The organism is Pirellulales bacterium, assembly GCA_035656635.1.
GTDB lineage: Bacteria > Planctomycetota > Planctomycetia > Pirellulales > JADZDJ01 > DATJYL01.
Window position 1 is genome coordinate 1 of the sequence record DASRSD010000071.1, and the last position, 17,919, is coordinate 17,919.

General features: G+C 57.8%; 13 protein-coding genes. 8 read left to right on the forward strand and 5 right to left on the reverse strand.

Annotated elements, in window-relative coordinates; genetic code table 11:
* The first annotated feature begins 392 nt into the window (after positions 1 to 392).
* Positions 393 to 545, forward strand: a complete 153-nt coding sequence (locus VFE46_06270; GenBank protein ID HZZ27596.1) for a hypothetical protein — start codon at positions 393 to 395, stop codon at positions 543 to 545.
* A gap of 7 nt (positions 546 to 552) precedes the next feature.
* Here the strand turns inward: VFE46_06270 and VFE46_06275 are convergent, their stop codons facing one another.
* Positions 553 to 3,159: a sodium-translocating pyrophosphatase gene (locus VFE46_06275; GenBank protein ID HZZ27597.1), complete on the reverse strand. Its 2,607-nt coding sequence runs from the start codon at positions 3,157 to 3,159 to the stop codon at positions 553 to 555.
* A 311-nt stretch (positions 3,160 to 3,470) separates the two neighbouring features.
* On the opposite strand from VFE46_06275, the gene VFE46_06280 reads away from it, so the two are divergent.
* Positions 3,471 to 7,127: a mechanosensitive ion channel domain-containing protein gene (locus tag VFE46_06280; protein HZZ27598.1), complete on the forward strand. Its 3,657-nt coding sequence runs from the start codon at positions 3,471 to 3,473 to the stop codon at positions 7,125 to 7,127.
* Positions 7,128 to 7,216: 89 nt separating this feature from the next.
* The gene (locus tag VFE46_06285; GenBank protein HZZ27599.1) at positions 7,217 to 7,435 is read left to right on the forward strand and encodes a hypothetical protein; all 219 of its coding nucleotides are present in this window, start codon (positions 7,217 to 7,219) and stop codon (positions 7,433 to 7,435) included.
* 361 nt (positions 7,436 to 7,796) lie between these two features.
* Here the strand turns inward: VFE46_06285 and VFE46_06290 are convergent, their stop codons facing one another.
* On the reverse strand, positions 7,797 to 9,563 hold the full coding sequence (locus VFE46_06290) for a Ppx/GppA phosphatase family protein (GenBank protein HZZ27600.1): 1,767 nt from the start codon (positions 9,561 to 9,563) through the stop codon (positions 7,797 to 7,799).
* Positions 9,564 to 9,741: 178 nt separating this feature from the next.
* Between VFE46_06290 and VFE46_06295 the strand changes: the two genes are divergently transcribed.
* From VFE46_06295 to VFE46_06305, 3 genes are all read left to right on the forward strand, one after another.
* Entirely contained in the window at positions 9,742 to 10,689 is a 948-nt protein-coding gene (locus VFE46_06295) for a bifunctional riboflavin kinase/FAD synthetase (GenBank protein ID HZZ27601.1), read from the forward strand.
* A gap of 28 nt (positions 10,690 to 10,717) precedes the next feature.
* On the forward strand, positions 10,718 to 11,701 hold the full coding sequence (locus VFE46_06300; protein ID HZZ27602.1) for a bifunctional oligoribonuclease/PAP phosphatase NrnA: 984 nt from the start codon (positions 10,718 to 10,720) through the stop codon (positions 11,699 to 11,701).
* Positions 11,702 to 11,911: 210 nt separating this feature from the next.
* Entirely contained in the window at positions 11,912 to 12,718 is an 807-nt protein-coding gene (locus VFE46_06305; protein HZZ27603.1) for a hypothetical protein, read from the forward strand.
* 42 nt (positions 12,719 to 12,760) lie between these two features.
* Here the strand turns inward: VFE46_06305 and VFE46_06310 are convergent, their stop codons facing one another.
* From VFE46_06310 to VFE46_06320, 3 genes are all read right to left on the reverse strand, one after another.
* Positions 12,761 to 13,582: a sugar phosphate isomerase/epimerase family protein gene (locus VFE46_06310; protein HZZ27604.1), complete on the reverse strand. Its 822-nt coding sequence runs from the start codon at positions 13,580 to 13,582 to the stop codon at positions 12,761 to 12,763.
* A 194-nt stretch (positions 13,583 to 13,776) separates the two neighbouring features.
* On the reverse strand, positions 13,777 to 15,225 hold the full coding sequence (locus VFE46_06315; GenBank protein HZZ27605.1) for a glycine--tRNA ligase: 1,449 nt from the start codon (positions 15,223 to 15,225) through the stop codon (positions 13,777 to 13,779).
* Positions 15,226 to 15,328: 103 nt separating this feature from the next.
* Positions 15,329 to 16,195: a 2-phosphosulfolactate phosphatase gene (locus tag VFE46_06320; protein ID HZZ27606.1), complete on the reverse strand. Its 867-nt coding sequence runs from the start codon at positions 16,193 to 16,195 to the stop codon at positions 15,329 to 15,331.
* Between the two features lie 167 nt (positions 16,196 to 16,362).
* Between VFE46_06320 and ubiE the strand changes: the two genes are divergently transcribed.
* Together ubiE and VFE46_06330 are read left to right on the forward strand one after the other, a co-directional pair.
* Positions 16,363 to 17,103, forward strand: coding sequence for a bifunctional demethylmenaquinone methyltransferase/2-methoxy-6-polyprenyl-1,4-benzoquinol methylase UbiE (gene ubiE / locus VFE46_06325; GenBank protein HZZ27607.1), 741 nt, complete (start codon positions 16,363 to 16,365; stop codon positions 17,101 to 17,103).
* A 144-nt stretch (positions 17,104 to 17,247) separates the two neighbouring features.
* Positions 17,248 to 17,883 carry a flavin prenyltransferase UbiX gene (locus VFE46_06330; GenBank protein ID HZZ27608.1) on the forward strand — a complete coding sequence of 212 codons (636 nt, stop codon included), beginning with the start codon at positions 17,248 to 17,250 and terminating at the stop codon, positions 17,881 to 17,883.
* Positions 17,884 to 17,919 lie beyond the last annotated feature (36 nt).

A 17,919-nucleotide genomic window follows, 5' to 3' on the forward strand; every position in this document is an offset into this window, starting at 1 on the left:
CTCGCTATGCTCGACCCTAGCAACCCTGCCGGCACGAGCCGTGTCGACACTTGTCCCTACCCTCCATCCCCTAATCCCTAACCTCTGATGTATTCGCCAACAATTCCCATGGGCGGACGTAAATCGGAAGCATTCTGTCCCCCCGCGGCTGTGAATCGCTCGGAAAACTTCGGGCAAACGTCACAGCTTGATGCGCAGAAAGGAGGAGTTTTGTCAGCAAATAAAAAATCCTGAACAGAAGCAAAAACCCCGAACCCACTTCTCGCTTCCTGCGGCGATTGTAAACCAAAATGCCGGAGAATTGCAAGCAAAAGTTTGCCGCTGCGGCGAGGTCCGGCCTGAGAATTGCGGCTTGAGTTACCAGGGCTTCACAAATTCCAGGGAACCGAACCATGATTCGCAAGCTAAGTTCCGGACATTACCGGCTGTATTCGCGGAAGAAAAATCCGAAAACCGGCAAGCGCCGCAACCTGGGCACGTTCAACAGCCGAGCCGCGGCCCAAAAGCATGAACGGGCGGTGCAGTTTTTTAAGCGCGGCGGATAACGAACCGTTAGTTATCGGCCATTTCAGGCGTATCGCGCTTCGATTGCCACACAGCCCAAATGAGCGCCACGGCGCTGACCACGACCGCGATCCAGAAGAAGCCGTCGAGCGGTTTCACTTCCAGGCCGGTCACGCCCAAACCCTGTAGCACCCCAATGGCGTTCTTATCATAGGGCAACACCAGGGCGATAATCAGCAGGCTGACCATGTTCATCACTTTAATGAGTGGATTGATGGCCGGGCCTGCGGTGTCTTTGAGCGGATCGCCCACTGTGTCACCAGTAATGGCGGCCTTGTGCTTTTCGCTCCCCTTGCCGGTGTTCTTTTCCATGTCGCGTGGTTCGTCTTCGACGGTTTTCTTGGCGTTATCCCACGCGCCGCCGGCGTTGGCCATGAACACGGCCAGCAACTGGCCTGACACGATGATGCCGGCCAAAAATCCAGCCAAGCCGATGACGCCCAAGCCGAAGCCAACGATGATGGGCACAAATAGCGCGAGCAGACCGGGTCCGACGAGTTCTTTTTGCGCCTCGCCGGTGCAAATGGCCACCACGCGGCCGTAGTTGGGCTTTTTCTTTCCTTCCCAAATTTCTTTATCGCGGAATTGCGCGCGGCACTCTTTTACAATTAAAAATGCCGCCCGGCCGACGGCGCGGATGGTCATCGAACTGAACAAGAACGGCACGGCGCCGCCGATGAGCAGGCCGATGAACAGCGTCGGGTTGGAAACGGTGAGCATGGCCGCGACGCCGTGATACACGGTCTCGGGAATGCCTTTATCTTCCCCTTTGCCACCGGAGCCGATGGTGACAATGAAACTGCTGAACAGCGATACGGCCGCAATCACGGCGGAGCCAATCGCAATACCCTTGGTGATGGCCTTGGTGGTGTTGCCCACCGCGTCGAGGTCAGCCAAGGTTTGGCGCGCCTCTTTGTATTTGGCTTCGCCCATGGCGGCTTTATCGTAACCCATTTCGCCAATGCCGTTGGCGTTGTCGGCTACGGGACCGAACACGTCCATCGAAATGGTGTTGCCCGTCAGCGTAAGCATGCCGATGCCGCACATCGCCACGCCAAACGCAATGAAGGTGGGCGTGGTGCCGGAATAAACCAGAGCGCTAGCCATAATGGCAGCCGCAATAATGAGCACGGCAGCCACGGTGCTTTCGTAACCGACGGCAAAACCTTGAATGATGTTGGTGGCGTGGCCGGTTTGACAACTCTTGGCTAAACTTTTCACCGGCGAGTATTCCGTGCCAGTGTAATACTCCGTGCATTTGTTCAAAAGCACGGCGAGAATGATGCCAATCAGGCACGTCCATGCCGGACGCATGTCGAGGCCGGCCACGCCGAATGTCGCCCACATAGGCAGGCCAGCGGTGACGTTATCGGCGGTAGCTCCAGGAAAGCCAGGAACCGCCTGTGTGTATTGCTGCAAATAAGCGGGCTCGAAATGCAGGTACAACAAACCCAAACCCATGAAGCCGACAATGCTGAGAATTGAGCCAATGATGAAGCCGCGGTTGACGCTTTTCATGGCTTCCGCGGCGGTGCCTTTGTCGCCCGCCTTCACGCTGTACGTGCTAATGATGCTGGCCACGACGCCGATGGCCCGCACCAACAAAGGAAAAATTACCCCTTTGTGGCCGAAGCTGGCGATGCCCAAAATCATGGCGGCGACAATCGTAACTTCGTAGCTTTCAAAAATGTCGGCCGCCATGCCGGCGCAATCGCCGACGTTGTCTCCCACGTTGTCGGCAATGGTGGCGGCGTTGCGCGGATCGTCTTCGGGAATGCCGGCTTCCAGCTTGCCGACTAGATCAGCGCCGACGTCCGCGGCCTTGGTGTAAATACCTCCACCGACACGCATGAACAAAGCCAGCAGCGTGCCGCCGAAGCCGAAGCCGAGCAGCGCTTGATAGGCGTTTTCGCCATATGCCAGGAAGATGATCGAGCCGCCGAGCAAACCTAGGCCATCGGTCAACATGCCCGTAACGGTGCCGGTGCGATAACCCAATTGCAATGCGCCGCCGAAGCTATCGCGTGCGGCAGCGGCCACTCGCAAGTTGCCGACGGTGGCCAATCGCATGCCGAAAAAGCCGACCATCGCGGAAAACGTGGAGCCAACCAAAAACGCAATGGCCCGCCCCCAAGAGATTTCTGGCGGCGCTCCGGAAGATTGCGCTGCAAAATACAGTGCCACAGTAATAATCACAATCAGCACGCCGACCACGCGAAACTGCTTGAACAAATAAGCATCGGCTCCTTCACGCACGGCATGTGCAATTTCCTGCATGCGGGGAGTGCCTTGATCGGCTTTCTTCACCTGGCCGACCAGCATCAACGCATACAACAACCCCGCCAGCGCGACGCCGACGTTCACTAATAGCAGAGTTTTTTCGACCGTGCTGAATTTGTCACTGGTCAATGGTTCCCAGAGCACAATGCCGCTGCCTTCGGCAGTAGCCGTTGGGCTGCCAACGGTGTCTGGCGCGGGTGGACCAGGTTGTGGCTGGGCATGGGCCGCACCTCCCGTCGCCAGCCACATGGCGCCAACCAATAGACCCACGACAAATAAAACCAACACCAGTAGCGGAAGCGGCTTGCGATTCATCATCTAACATCCCCGAAATCTAAAGAATTCTGGTCAATTTGTCAGTTCGTTAATCCGCACACGTTAAAGCACGCCAACCACTTACGTCAAGACGGGCCGGCGGCGACGGCGGCAGGGCCATGCCAGACACATCGGCAGGCATCGAAATATAGAACATTTGGCGTTCAATTTGACGTGAAAATCATCATTTTCTGGGCTTCATTTGGCCGTGAACCGCAACCCAAAACGACATCGACGGCATAGTGAAAAACGGTTACCTTTCGCGACCTTGGCAGCTATCTGGGTAATGGGAACTGCGTGGAGAACGAGGCATGGATGCGATTTGGCTTTCGGCCGCAATCTGCGGAACGTGGAAACTTTGCAAACGGCTTGCGATGAGCCTGGCCTGTCTCCTGGCCCTCGGCGCGCTGGCGCTGCCAACAGCGCTGGCCGCTCGCGGCAGTGGCACAACGGGCTCGGCCAATTCGCGCTCTACTACCGTCGCTCCAGCGGCCGCTGGAAGCACGGCCAACGGCGTCGCTGGAGAAACAGGCAGCGTGGGGGGCACCAGTATTTCGCAGGCTCAGCCTGCAGTAGCGCCGCCCACCTCCAACGGAACGCCGGGGAACGATTCCAAAACCGACGCCGACAAATCGGACGCCGGCAATTTCACAGCCGATGCCATTGCCGCACGCATTAAGGAATTGGAAGCCGCCAGCGATGCCGATCAGCCGGATCGCGCCGCGCAATTGGAACTTTACCGGCAGGCGCTGGACGACTTGAAAAAGACCGACGCGGAAAAAGCCCGCATCACGGAATTGGAAAAGCAGCGCATCGCCGCACCCTATCAATTGGAAATCCGCCAGCGAGAAAGTGCTGCTAAATCGGCCGGGCAAACCAATACGGCCCCCGCGTTGCCGGCCGGCGCGCCGCTGGATCATTGGGAGCAAATGCTAAGCTCGGCCGAGCAAGATTTGGAAACTGCCCAGAAAACACTTGCCGCAAAAGAGAAAGAAAAGCAACGGCGAGCCGCGCGGCGTTTGGAAATTCCGCAAGCGATTGCCGCGGCACGGATCAAGCTCGACGAACTACACCAGGCTGCTTCGGATGCGTCAGCCGCCAGCCCAGATACCTCGGCGATCACCCAAGCGCGGCATGTGGCCAGGCATGCACGCCGGTTGGCGCTCGAAAGCGAAATTGCGCTGGCGGAAAAAGAACTCCAAGCCTACGACGCCACGGCGTCGGAATTGCTCAGCCTGGAGCAAGATGAGGCAGCACAGGCCGTGGAGGAAGCGCAACAACGGGTCGCTGCCTGGCAAGAGGCGGTGAACACACGCCGGGAAGCGGAAGCCAATCAGCAAGTGTCGGAAGCGCATTGGGCGGCGGCGGCGGCGGTGCCGGCCATTCGCCAACTAGCCGAAGACAACAGCGCCCTGGCCGACGAACGGCAGCAACTGGCCAAGACTGTCGCACAATTGGCCGGCGAGCGCGCAGCCGTCCTGGCCAAGCTCAGCAAAGTCAGCGATCAATTCAAGCAAGCCACCGATAAGCTCAGCGCCACCGGGTTGACTGAATCGATCGGTCAAATGCTGCTCAAACAGCGCAGCGAGTTGGGCCAGGTGGAAGCCGATCGTCATGCGCTGCGGCAGCGGCAAGATGAAATTTCCCGCGTGCAACTGGAACTGTTTGAATTTCAAGAACAGCAGGACGATTTGCGGAACCTGGATTCGCGCGTGAAGGAAATTTGCGGCAGTTTGCCCACAGGGACCGAAGTCAAGCCGGACGATGTACACCGCTTGTTGGATACAAAACGCAAATACTTGCAGGCCTTGGTCGAGGACGACAATTCATACTTCAGCGCTCTGGTTGACGTCGATTCCAAACAGCGCGAGTTGTTGACCAAAGCCGACGCCTTTCGCGATTACATCGACGAGCGCGTGTTATGGATTCGCAGCACGCACCCGCTGTCGCTGGGCGATGTCGGCAAGGCGGTTGCCGCGGTCGCCTGGTCGGTCAAACCGGCCAATTGGTGGGCTGCTTTGTCGGAATTGGCCGATGGCCTGCGCGGCAATGTGTTCTGGAGCCTGTTGGCCATCGCCCTGTTTGTGCCCTGGGTATGGGCGCAGCGCCGCTTGAGACAGGCAATTCTCCACTGGGGGCAGGCGCCGCCAGTGGAGAACAGTTCGCATGGGCATGCCGCGCTTCGCCGGGCCTGCCAGACGGCGGTCGCTACGCTGTTGATCGCTGCCGTGTGGCCGGCCATGGTGTGGTTCGTAGGCTGGCTCCTGGTCGGCGGAACCGCGGGCCACGGCGAATTTCCGGAAGCCTTGGGTGCCGCCTTGCAAACCACGGCTTGCGTCTTGTTGCCGCTGTTGTTGATTCGGCAAATTTGCCGCCACGATGGCTTAGCACAATCGCATTTCGGCTGGCCCGGGGATTTGCTGCTGGCACTGCGTAGGCAACTCACTTGGCTGGCGGTTTTCGGTACGCCGGCCATCTTAATCGTCACCATGCTGGAAGCGCAATCGGTCGATGCCTGGAAAGATTCGCTGGGCCGGATCGCGTTCATTGCCGGTCAATTACTCGCTGCCGGATTTGTGTATGCAGCCCTGAAGCCGCCGTTGGGAACGCTGCACCGCCTGATGGTGTTGCGATCGGATACTTGGACCAATCGCTTGGCGCTGCCGATGTTTTTCATCCTGCTGGCTTTGCCTTTGGCGCTGGCGGCCTTGGCGAGCGCAGGCTATTACTACACGGCGCTGCGGCTGGCCTGTCGGCTGCAAACTACGGTTTGGTTCATTTTGGGGTTGGTAACCGTCCATGCACTGGCCTCGATTTGGCTGACCGGCGTGTATCGTCGGCTGGCGATCAAAGCGGCGGCCCGCAAAATCAATTCGCTTCAGCCGCTGCATCGACACGCCGGATTCGCCGCTGGCGGCAGTTCGCCGACGCTACACCCATCGGCTGCCATCTCGCAACCAACGTATGCCATTGATGAAGAAAAAGTTGACGCCCAAACGCACCGGCTGCTGCACAACCTGGCGACTCTGGCTTTGGTTGTGGGTTTGTGTTGGGTGTGGTTCGATATGTTTCCGGCGCTGCAATTTTTCAACCAAGTAACGCTGTGGCATGATGCCAGCGATTCCAATCATCCCATCGACATCACGCTGGCCAACCTGTTGGCCGCCGGCATGATTGCGGCGCTAACGATTGTGGGAGCCGGCAATTTGCCCAGCCTGTTGGAAATTGCAGTTCTGGAGCGCGTCGCGCCCGACCACGGCATCCGCTACGCTTTGGTGGCGGTAACACGGTACATAATTGTCGTCGTGGGATTGGCTTTGGCCAGTGCCGCGATTGGCATCGGCTGGGGTAAGCTGCAATGGCTGATCGCGGCCATGTCGTTCGGACTGGGTTTCGGCTTGCAGGAGATTTTCGCCAATTTTATTTCCGGCCTGATTGTGCTGCTGGAACGGCCCATTCGCATTGGCGATACGGTCACCGTCGGCGATGTGACCGGCACCGTTTCGCGCATTCAAATGCGGGCCACCACGATTGTCGATGCCGACCGCAAGGAATTGATTTTGCCCAACAAAGATTTAATCAGCGGCCGGCTAGTGAATTGGACCTTAACCGATTCGGTCATTCGGCTGGTGGTGCGCGTGGGCGTGGCTTATGGCTCCGATACCGAACAAGCACAGCGCCTGCTGCTGGAAGTGGCTGCCCGCACGCCGGAAGTGTTAAAAACTCCGCCGCCGAAGGCCGTGTTCATGGGCTTTGGTGAAAAGTCGCTCGATTTTGAGTTACGGGTGTTCGTGGGCCACGTCGACGCGCTATTGCCCGTGCGGCATCAATTAAATATGGCGATCGACCGCTCGTTCCACGCCGCTAGGGTGGAACTGGCCTTTGCCCAAGCCGACACGTTCGTTCGCCATGTCGAGGAATCGCAAAGGGCACTATCGCAACCGGCGGAACAACCCAAAGCGGCGTAGCAGCGCAGCAGATTCAGCCGTTTATTCTGGCAAAGAGTTTCGTTTCCAAAGTATGCGCCGGCGGGCTATAATGACGAAGAGGTTATGCGATGACCACGTTACTACAAGAAGCAATCGATGCGATGGCAAAGCTTCCCCCTGACGATCAGAATGCCATTGCCGCACTGATTCTCCAAGAACTTGCCGACGAACAACGCTGGCAAGAAAGCTTTTCACGCTCGATCGACGTGCTGGCCAAATTAGCCGAAGAAGCAAAGCAAGAAATTCGCTCCGGCAAAGTGCGAAACGTGGGCTTCGACGAGCTATGAATTCCCGGGTTACCGAAGGGTTCGCGGCTCTTTTCTCAAAACTGCCGGATGCAGTAAAAGAACAAACACGAAAAAGCTATCATTTTTGGCGGCAGAACCCGGCGCATCCAAGTTTGCACTTCAAACGAATCGAGGGCCAAGAGCAACTTTATTCAGTGCGGGTTGGACTGGGATGGCGTGCAGTTGGACTGCTGGAAAACGATACAATCACGTGGCACTGGATTGGCTCGCACGCTGATTACGATAAACTTCTGAGGCGACACTGATGACTGCGACGCAAATGGATTGCCGGCCACTCACAATGATGGCATGACCGGCCGCTGAATTAGTGCGTCTTGCGGCGTTACAAGTTGCAGATTATTCAGCGGCCGAGGTTACGTTGATCACGCCCAGACTTCCGTGCATGGCCATTGCGTGATTTGCCATTGCCGAAAACGCTGTCGTGCTTTGTGCCATTGGAAAAAGCGCCCGTGGTGTCCGCATGGGCTTTGGCTTTTAAGTCCGCGGATGGGGAACCCGGAGCCGGCGGAGATTCCTCGATGGTCGAATGGTCGTGTGCGGTGCACTCCACGCTCAACTTGATACCGAACACGCGCTTAAAAAGTTTGGTGCGGCGACGAGCCCCCCACAAATCGACTTCCGGATTGAAGTCGGCGTGAACCAACAACTCCATTTGTTTTGCGCTGTGCGGACTGGGCTGGAGCGTAACATCTTTCACTTGCTGGCTGTGGCTGCGGTCTAATCCCCCGGCCAAACGCAAAATGGCCGCCAATTGTTCCACCCGCTGTTGATCATCAGGCGAAAGCTGCCGAAAATTCGCATGCTTTTGCTTGGGTCTCGCGCCACGGTGATAGCGGGCAATGTTGGCAATTAACTCCAACTCGCGCGGGCGGAAACCAGCCAGGCGGCTGTTCAAAATCAAATGATAACTGTGCTTATGGTGCTGATCGTAATTGATCAAGTAGCCCACATCTTGCAACCGCGCGGCCGCTTCCAATAGCGCGCGGTCATCCGGATTCAGTCGAAACCGTTCCGCCATTTGTTCGAAAATGCGGCCCGCCAGCCGTGCTACTTGCCGACCGTGCGCTAATTCGTATTCGCCGGTGCAGGCGGCGGCGAAACGGCTAATGGCTGCCTCGCGATCAGCCGGATTGGCGCTGGGCACGCCCAGCGTGTTGTCAATCATCGTGAGCAGCAAGCCATCGCGCACTCCGCGGCTGTGCACTTGCAACAAGTTGACATTGAATCGCCGCATCAGCCGATCGACCACGGCAATGCCGGCCACGATGATGTCGGCCCGATCGGGCGCTAACCCCGGCACTTGCCGACGGGCCTTCAACGGCATTTTCCGCAGCCGATCCAGCATGTGGCTCACTTCGGCCCGGGACAGCAAGTAACCGCGGGTCGGCAATCCGACTTGCTTCCGCGAAGCCATCATCATTTCGGCCATGCTGGTGAAGGTGCCGCCGGACCCGATGAGCAAATGCGGCGCGAAGAATTCGCGTTGGGCTTGCTTTTTCAAGGTGCGGTCGATGCTTTCGACCATGTGCTCGTAATCTTCGCCAACCATGCCGGGGCCGTTCCCATAAATTTCGGTCAGACGCACGGCGCCCAGCGAAGTGCTGGCAATGGATTCAATCACGTTGCCGCTGGCCAGTACAATTTCGGTGCTGCCGCCGCCAATATCGGCGACCACGACGTTTTTGCCAGTTAGATCAAACGCCCGTTGCACGCTGTAAAACGCCAGATGAGCTTCCAGATCGGAACTGATGACTTCCACGTCGATGCCGACTTCGTCCTTCACCCGGCGGCAGAATTCCGGCCCGTTGACCGCCTCGCGCACGGCACAGGTGGCAATGGTTTTTAGCTCCGCAACTTGGTATCCGGCGGCAATTTGTTTGAAGCGCCGCAAGGCAGCCAGGGTCAGCTCCACGGCTTGCGGATCGAGCGTGCCGGTGGAACTGAGCGTGCGGCCTAACCGCGTGGGTTCGCGCTCTTCGTCCAAAATGCGGTAACTGCCGCCGCGCAACGGGTCGGCCACCATGAGCCGCACGCTGTTGGAGCCAATGTCGATCGCCGCCAGCCGATGGGCTAAATCGGTCGACAGGAAAATTTGCTTGTCATCCATGCATGTTTTCCGGAAAGCGGGATGAAATTCGCAACAACCCCACTATATTCTAGGATAACACAAAGCCAGCGGGCCGACGACGCGAGTTGAACGAGGCGAGAAAACTGCCAATAATTTGGGGCCGATTGGGTCGCTGGGAATGGTGGATTGTTATTTTTCATCTAGTGGGCGAAATTGCATGAAGTTGTTGCGCGATTTGGTTTACGTGCCCGCTGCGGTCCGCGGCGGCGCCGTGGCCATTGGCAATTTTGACGGCGTGCACAAGGGGCATGCGCGCATTGTGGAACGCTTGCTCGCCGAGGCCCGCGAATGTGCCGGCCCGGTAGTCGTGTTCACTTTCGATCCGCACCCGGTGCGCCTATTGCGGCCGGAGCAAGCTCCACCGCCGCTGACGTGGACCGATCGCAAAGCGGAGTTATTGGCGGAACTCGGCATTCACACCACGATTGCTTATCCCACCGATGAAGCGCTGTTGCAGCTTTCGCCCGAACAGTTTTTCCAATACATCGTTTGCGATAAGCTCCAAGCCCGTGCGATGGTCGAGGGAACAAACTTTTTTTTCGGCCACCGTCGGGCCGGAAATATCGAAGTGTTGCGGCAACTGTGCGCAGGGCAGGGGATTCCACTGGAAGTGGTCGAGCCGGTGACGGTCGATGGCGCGCCGGTTTCCAGTTCTCGCGTGCGGCAATGCATTGCCGCTGGAAAAATTGACGAGGCCAATCGCATGCTGACGCGACCGTATCGAATTCGCGGCATGGTCCGGCACGGAGCGGCGCGGGGAGCAAAAATCGGCTTTCCCACTGCCAATGTGGATGCCATCGATACGCTGCTCCCCGGCGTGGGCGTGTATGCCGGCCGGTGCGAAGCGGAAGGCCGGGCCTGGCCGGCGGCCATTAGCGTGGGTCCTAATCCCACGTTCGGCGAGCAAACCCTGAAGGTGGAGGTGCATTTGATCGGCTTTCACGATTCGCTGTACGGCCAGCCGTTGGAGGTTGACTTCCTGGCCCGTCTCCGCGACATTGTGCAGTTCGCTAGCGTGGAGGCGTTAAAAACCCAGCTGGCGCAAGATGTGACCGCAGCCGAAAAGTCATTCCAGCAAATCGAAAATGAGCAGCCCCGGGCGTGATTCGCCGCACCCTTATCGAGTATCCTGCATGAGCATCAACTGGCCGCGGTTTGTAGAAGTCATTAAAGCACACGAGCGGTTTCTGCTGGTCAGCCATATTCGTCCCGATTGCGATGCCCTGGGGAGCGAATTGGGCATGGCTAGCATTCTCGATGCGCTGGGCAAACGCGTGCGGATTGTCAACGGGCAGGCCACCCCGCCGAATTACCGCTTCATCGATCCCCACCGGAGAATTCAAACCATCCACGTGGAGGTGCAGCCCGCCGATTTGAACGATGTGCAAGTTTTGATGATTTTGGATACCAGCGCCTGGGCGCAATTGGGGCCGATGTCCGACGTGGTGCGCGCGACCCCGGCCAAAAAAATCGTGCTCGATCATCACGTGAGCGCCGACGATTTGGGCGCCGAATTATTCAAAAACACCGAAGCGGAAGCCACCGGCCGGTTGGTGTTGGAAGCGGCCCAACATTTGGGCGTGCGGCTGACGCCGGAAATTGCCACGCCCCTGTTTGCCGCGATTGCCACCGATACCGGTTGGTTTCGTTTTGCTTCGACCCGCGGCGATACTTTCCGCGCCGGCGGAGCACTGATCGATGCCGGCGCCAAACCCACTGCCATTTTCAATGCGCTGTACGAGCAGGAAACATTGGCGCGGCTAAATTTAACAGGCCGTATTTTGACCGGCGCCAAAAGCGAACTCGACGGCCGCTTCATTTACACAGCGGTGCGGCAGGACGATTTCAAAGCCACGGGCGCCATTCCGTCCGATACCGAAGATATTATCAACATGACATTGAACGTGGCCGGCACGCAAATGGCCGTCATCCTTGTCGAGCAGCCCAGCGGCGATGCGAAAGTTAGCTTTCGGAGCCGATGCGCGGTCGATTGCAGCAAATTGGCGGAGCAATTCGGCGGCGGCGGACACAAAGCGGCGGCCGGGGCATTTGTGAAAGGACCTTTCGAGCAAGCCCAAGCGAAGGTGTTGGATGCCGTTCGCGCCGTGTTGAAGTAACCGCGCGCAGCACAGCTCCCGCAGCATTTTGCTAGCACGATCTCCAGTCTCTCGCAGCTTATCCCGGCGGCAAAGCAATGCTCTCTCGTCGGAAAAGTCTTCCGAACCGCTACAGTTTGCCATCGCATGTGTCGATTGGCTACTGGGCGAAGCTATTTCCCCGCGCAGCAGCCATGCGCGCTTCGCTCCGGTTTCAAACTAACATCGATTATGTGGTGTCAGCATTGCCAACAAGATGTGCCTGCCATTGCCACTGGCGATGCCGCCCGGTGTGCGCAATGCGGTCAGTTTCTCAAGCGCACCTGCCAGTCGATGCCCGAGGAATCTGACTTGGCGGAAGTAACGGTTTGGGAAGCGGGCCTGGCCGATGACCCCTCCAACGAAATCGTGATGGCCACTCCGGCAACCGCCCAATCCGCTGGCGTCCGGCGGCCCGCCTTCGAGGACGATTGGGAATTGACCGAGCAAATTCGCAGCCTGCAACACCGTTTGAATTTGCCTGTCGTACCCAGCGGCACGAAACAGCAATTAACTGCACAATCCGATGGTTTGGCGACGCAGACGGCCACACCGGCGCGTCACTATACGCCCATCGCAGCCGGCCAAGGGACAGCAACGGCACGGTCGATTGTCGCCTGGGGGCTGATGTCACTGGGATTAATGTGCTTCGTTTGCGGCGGCGTGCTGCTGGCCTGGTCGTTCCTAGGCCACCGCAACGATTTGTGGAATCTCGGCATGCCGCTGACACTGGCGGGCCAATTTGGATTGCTGCTGGGTCTGGTGTTCCAATTGGACCATCTATGGCACGCCAACCGCCGCACGACCGAAACGCTGGAAAACGTCGACCGCCAGCTCCACGAAATCAATCACAATGCCACGATGCTGCGCACTTCGCACGGCACCCCCGGTCAATCGTTCTATGCCCACCTGGCGGAGGGCGCTCATCCACACTTGTTGCTGACCGATTTGAAAGGGCAACTCGATCTGCTGGCGAACAAACTTTCGCAGCAGCGCTGAGGTACGTCGTCGCCAGAATTCCGCCGCCTCTCTCTCAACCATTCAGTCCATGCTCGCCAAGCCAAGCACTTTGCGCAGCGCTGTCACGCCAACTTCGCCGAATTGTCGCGGCGGAATTTGCCAAATGGCCGAGTTCAAGAGCTCCACCGAGACACAGCCGCGATAATCAATTTCTCGCAGCCGCTCCACAATGGCCGCTAGGGGAAAATCGCCGTCGCCCGGCAATATCCGATCACCATCGGCGGCAAATTCGCGCGGCTGGCCAATCAAGTCGCACAACTGTACGTGGAATAAATTGTCCGCGTTCAAATACGCCAAATCGGCTTCCTTGCTTGGGCCGGTGAAGAAATGAAATACATCCAGACACAGCCCCAGGTTGGAGCTGCCGATTGTCTCCACTAGCGCCGCGGCCGATTGTAAATTGTTGGGATACGTCGCTTTCGCTTGAAATTCCAGCGCCAGCCGCACACCATGCTCGCCCGCTTTGGCAGCCGCCTGAGTCAACGATCCTTGCAGCCGCCCAAAACTCTGCTCATCGAGCGGGCCGGCCACATCTCCGGCAATGACTAACGTTTTAATTCCAAGTGAACGACATAATTCCAAGCGCCGCTCAAAATGGTTCCAGTGCTCACGGCGTGCATCTCCTTGGGAAACAAGCAGCCCGCCTTGGAAACTGGCGACCGGCGCGGTGACTTCGTGCTGTTGGAGCAGCCGCCGCACATCGTCCAGGCTGTGCGATTGAAGATAGGTTTCCAACTTCGTCAGCCAAACTTCAATCGCTTGGCAATGTCCCGCCGCGTAATCCTCGACATCTTTTTCAAACGGCGAAGGGAGCGAGCAAACCTGGCTAATCGCGGGAAGCATGCGTTTAATAGCAGAAAATTACCACGGAGACACAGAGGACACGGAGCGACAATTTTTATAAGGATGGGCAAGAAAGTCTATCGAACAATTTGCTCTTTCAAACCTGTGCTGCTTCATAAATTCCTGAATTCTTGGTTTCCTTATATATTTTTCTGCCCTCTCTGTGCCTCTCCGTGTCTCCGTGGTGAGTTATATCAACCAATTCGCTTGCAGATATCGTCCACTACGTCGTCCATTTTAATGCGCTGCTGCTCCAAGGAATCGCGGTCACGCACGGTGACGGTTTTATCTTGCAGCGATTGGCCATCGACGGTAATGCAAAACGGCGTGCCGGCCTCGTCCTGGCGACGGTAGCGGCGGCCGATGGCCCCTTTTTCGTCGTAGTACACGTTCATTTGCTGCTTCAGCGCCCGATAAATTTCCTGGGCCATTTCCGGCATGCCGTCTTTTTTCACCAGCGGAAACACGGCCGCCTTCAGCGGCGCCAATTTGGGATGCAGCTTCAGCACCACACGGGTTTGCATTTCCCCTTTTTCGTCGGGCGCCTGATCTTCGTGATACGCTTCGCACAAGAAGGCCAAGGTGGCGCGATCGGCACCGGCCGCGGGCTCAATGACGTGCGGAATGTAGCGTTCTTTTTTCATGTCGTCGAAGTAGCTCAAATCTTTCCCGCTGCCTCGGTAGCGCGGCTTGCCATCGGGCCCTTTTTCCAATTCCAGCGGACGAGTTTTCGGATCGAGCTTGCCTTCCATGTGGCTGCGCAAATCGAAATCGCCACGGTGGGCAATGCCCTCCAGCTCGCCATATTCGCCCGCCGCCAAAAACGGAAAGGCATATTCAATGTCGGAAGTACCGCACGAATAGTGGCTCAGTTCGTCCGCGCCATGCTCGCGCAATTGCAGCCGGGTGCTCGACAGGCCCAGCCCGGTGTACCACTTCATCCGTCGATCGCGCCAATAGGTATACCACTGCGGCGATTGGCTGGGGTGGCAGAAAAACTCCATTTCCATTTGCTCGAACTCGCGGCTGCGGAACGTGAAGTTGCGGGGCGTAATTTCGTTGCGAAAGCTTTTGCCCATTTGCGCAATGCCGAACGGCACTTTGACGCGGCTGGAGTCGCACACGTTTTTGAAATTGACGAACATGCCTTGCGCGGTTTCGGGCCGCAGGTACGCTGCATCTTCTTCCCCGCCCAGCGCGCCGATGATCGTTTTGAACATTAAATTGAAATCGCGCGGGGCGGTCAGTTGGCACTTTTCAAACTCGCCGGGATGTTTGCTGGGCTTCAGCGGACACTGGCTGGTGGGAATGTGATCGATGCGAAACCGGCCCTTGCACCCGTCGGTGCGGCAATCGACCATTTTGTCCACGAATAAATCATAATGGCCGGAGCACTTCCAGACTTGCGGGTGCATGATGATGGAGCAATCCAGCCCGACCATTTCGTAGGCTTCGGGGGCTCCTGGCGGCACGGCAATGTCATCGTGGCCGGTAACCATTTCGCGCCACCAGGCCTCTTTGACGTTGCGTTTGAGCTCCACGCCCAGCGGGCCGTAATCCCAAAAGCCGTTGAGGCCGCCGTAAATTTCGCTGCTTTGAAAAATAAAGCCCCGCCGTTTACACAGCGAGACCAGTTTGTCCATATCCATGGGCGAAAGAAGGGGTTCAGGGTTCAGCAGTCAAACGTCATTAGCCGCGGTGTCGACGCCGCACTTTACGGCTTAGCAATTCCACGGCAGCATATCGTTATGACGGCGACCTGACAATGCGCCACCCGTCAGGATCGAATACCGGCACAAAATCGTAGCGATCGACTTGCGCCGCATCGGCAATATCGCGCGCCAGCCCAACGCCGAGGAGATTGCTCCCGCCCTGAGTTTCTTTGAGCACTTCAACCAGGCGTTGGTTCGCGCGGCGGTCGGGGGGACGAACCTTTCCCATGGCCTGGCGCCACACATCGCGGGCGATGCGGGCTTCGTCGTTCAGGGCCTCTTCCTCGACAATTCGGCCGGCCAGTTGTTCGACCAGCGATCCAGCAAACAGCACGTCTTCCCGCGTGATTCGGCCACGGGTGCCCGCGCACAGCAAGTGCATGGGCAAATCGCCGGTCAGTTCATTCAGCACCGCGGAAAAATTCACGAAGGAGCCAATCAACACGCGCCGCGAAGTGCTGCACGCCACCAGCGCCTGCGTGCCGTTGGTGGTCGTGAACACGATGGTTCGGCCGGCAACCACTTGCGGCGTATATTCGCAGGGAGAATTGCCCAAATCGAAACCGTCGATGGGTAATCCACCCCGTTCGCCTCCCAGCAACGGTTCGGATTTCGCACTGTGAATGGCTGGCGCTACCGTGGTTGCAGTGGCGCCGCTGAGTTCTGCTGCCGCGGCCACCAGCGCTTTGGCCGAGGCCTGGCGATGCCGACCCAATTCCGCAGCTTTGTGCCGCGCTTGCTCCACTTCGGCACAGGCAATCACTTCGCGCGCGCCGGCAGCCAAAGCCGTCGTGATGGTAGTCGTGGCGCGCAACACATCAATCACCACCACGACACCGGCGGCCAACTCCTCAGGAGTTGTCAGGGCCGGCAGAAAGTGAACGGATAAAGTGCTATACATGGTCTCTGGTGGCTGGTGGTCTTGGGGATGGTCGTCTGGGATGGCGGCTGGTGCGAGCCCAATTTGCCATCTGACGGGAAAGCGGCAATCGCCATACAATCTTATTGAATCATACGGCATGGTTCGATGGCCGGGGGAGCGGGAATAACTCAAAATCGAAAATTGCCATGGCGGTTGATAAATCGGAAAGTCGGGTGCGGCGGATGTTTGCGGAAATTGCGCCCCGCTACGATTTTCTCAACCATTTGCTCTCGTTCGGCATCGATCGGTATTGGCGGTGGCAAACCGTCCGCCGGGTGCCGATGGCGGGCGATGCGCCGCTGCTGGATTTATGCACTGGCACCGGCGATTTGGCCCTGGCTTATGCGCGCCGCATGTCTGCGGCGGGGCACATTATTGGGTCCGATTTCTGCCACGAAATGTTGGCCATTGGCCGCGAAAAGGGAACCCGTGCCGGATGCGATGGCCGGTTGACTTTTGTCGAAGCCGATGCCCAACGGTTGCCGTTTCCGGACAATCAATTTCAAATTGTATGCGTGGCCTTCGGCCTGCGGAATATCACCAACACCGATGTGGGATTGCGCGAAATGGTGCGGGTGTGCCAGCCCAGCGGCCGTGTGGCCGTGCTGGAATTTTCGATGCCCCGGAGGCAGCCCGTCCGCGGACTATATCGCTGGTTTTTCCGACGCGTGCTGCCGAAAGTAGGCCAGGCGGTATCCCACAGCACGTCGCAAGCCTACAATTATTTGCCAGAAAGCGTGGGCGAATTTCCCGATGGCGAAGCTTTGTCCGCGCGCATGAAAGCGGCCGGATTGAGCGGCGTGCAATTCTGGCCGTTGACGTGCGGCATCGCCACGCTGTATGTGGGAGTGAAATCAGAGGATAGGGGAGTGCGGGGTGCGGAGTGAGGAATGCGAAGTGGGGAATGGGGAATGAATAATTTAGCCGGCGAGCCAAGCCCGCGGATGGAGCGCCGAATGATGCGTGTGAATTGCGGAAGGCGGAAAGCGGAATGATCGGCGGAATTCAACGTGATTGATGTTGATAAAAACATGCGTCCACTGGTTCTGGCAATCACCGGCGCAAGCGGAGCCGTGTATGGCGTGCGGCTGTTGGAAGTGCTGCTGTCGGCCGGCCGCACCGTGTATTTGACGATCAGCCCGTCCGGCCAATTGGTTTTGGAAACCGAGTTGGGAGTGAAGGTCGATTTGGAGCGGTTTTCGGCGGAAGAATTGCTCTCTCGCGATGGCCGCGGCACCCTTACCGCAGCTCTTTCTCAAGAGGAAAAGAAGAGGACGGGTGCGATTCATTACTGTCATTTTCAAGATCTGATGTCGCCGATTGCTAGCGGTTCGTTTCTCACCGGCGGCATGGTGGTCTGCCCTTGCTCCGGCAGCACGCTGGCAGCGATTGCACATTCGCTAGGAAGCAATGTAATTCATCGTGCGGCCGAAGTGCATTTGAAAGAACGGCGAAAATTGATTCTAATGCCCAGGGAAACGCCGCTGTCGCTGCCGCAAATCGACAACCTGCGCAAGGCCGCCGAAGCCGGCGCGGTGGTACTGCCAGCCAGCCCGGGCTTCTATCATGGGCCAAAATCCATTGACGACCTGGTCGATTTTGTTGTAGGACGCATCTGCGACCAACTGGGTGTGGAACACCGCTTGACCAAGCGCTGGGGTATTTAATTAGCGATTAGCAGCTAGCAGTTAGCCGCTTGGATT

Bases quoted from the DNA above. Each gene is read 5' to 3' on its own strand.
- VFE46_06330 (HZZ27608.1), top strand. From the start codon at position 17,248: ATGCGTCCACTGGTTCTGGCAATCACCGGCGCAAGCGGAGCCGTGTAT.
- VFE46_06270 (HZZ27596.1), top strand. From the start codon at position 393: ATGATTCGCAAGCTAAGTTCCGGACATTACCGGCTGTATTCGCGGAAG.
- ubiE (HZZ27607.1), top strand. From the start codon at position 16,363: ATGGCGGTTGATAAATCGGAAAGTCGGGTGCGGCGGATGTTTGCGGAA.
- VFE46_06285 (HZZ27599.1), top strand. From the start codon at position 7,217: ATGACCACGTTACTACAAGAAGCAATCGATGCGATGGCAAAGCTTCCC.
- VFE46_06275 (HZZ27597.1), bottom strand. From the start codon at position 3,159: ATGAATCGCAAGCCGCTTCCGCTACTGGTGTTGGTTTTATTTGTCGTG.
- VFE46_06280 (HZZ27598.1), top strand. From the start codon at position 3,471: ATGGATGCGATTTGGCTTTCGGCCGCAATCTGCGGAACGTGGAAACTT.
- VFE46_06320 (HZZ27606.1), bottom strand. From the start codon at position 16,195: ATGTATAGCACTTTATCCGTTCACTTTCTGCCGGCCCTGACAACTCCT.
- VFE46_06295 (HZZ27601.1), top strand. From the start codon at position 9,742: ATGAAGTTGTTGCGCGATTTGGTTTACGTGCCCGCTGCGGTCCGCGGC.
- VFE46_06290 (HZZ27600.1), bottom strand. From the start codon at position 9,563: ATGGATGACAAGCAAATTTTCCTGTCGACCGATTTAGCCCATCGGCTG.
- VFE46_06300 (HZZ27602.1), top strand. From the start codon at position 10,718: ATGAGCATCAACTGGCCGCGGTTTGTAGAAGTCATTAAAGCACACGAG.
- VFE46_06310 (HZZ27604.1), bottom strand. From the start codon at position 13,582: ATGCTTCCCGCGATTAGCCAGGTTTGCTCGCTCCCTTCGCCGTTTGAA.
- VFE46_06305 (HZZ27603.1), top strand. From the start codon at position 11,912: ATGTGGTGTCAGCATTGCCAACAAGATGTGCCTGCCATTGCCACTGGC.
- VFE46_06315 (HZZ27605.1), bottom strand. From the start codon at position 15,225: ATGGACAAACTGGTCTCGCTGTGTAAACGGCGGGGCTTTATTTTTCAA.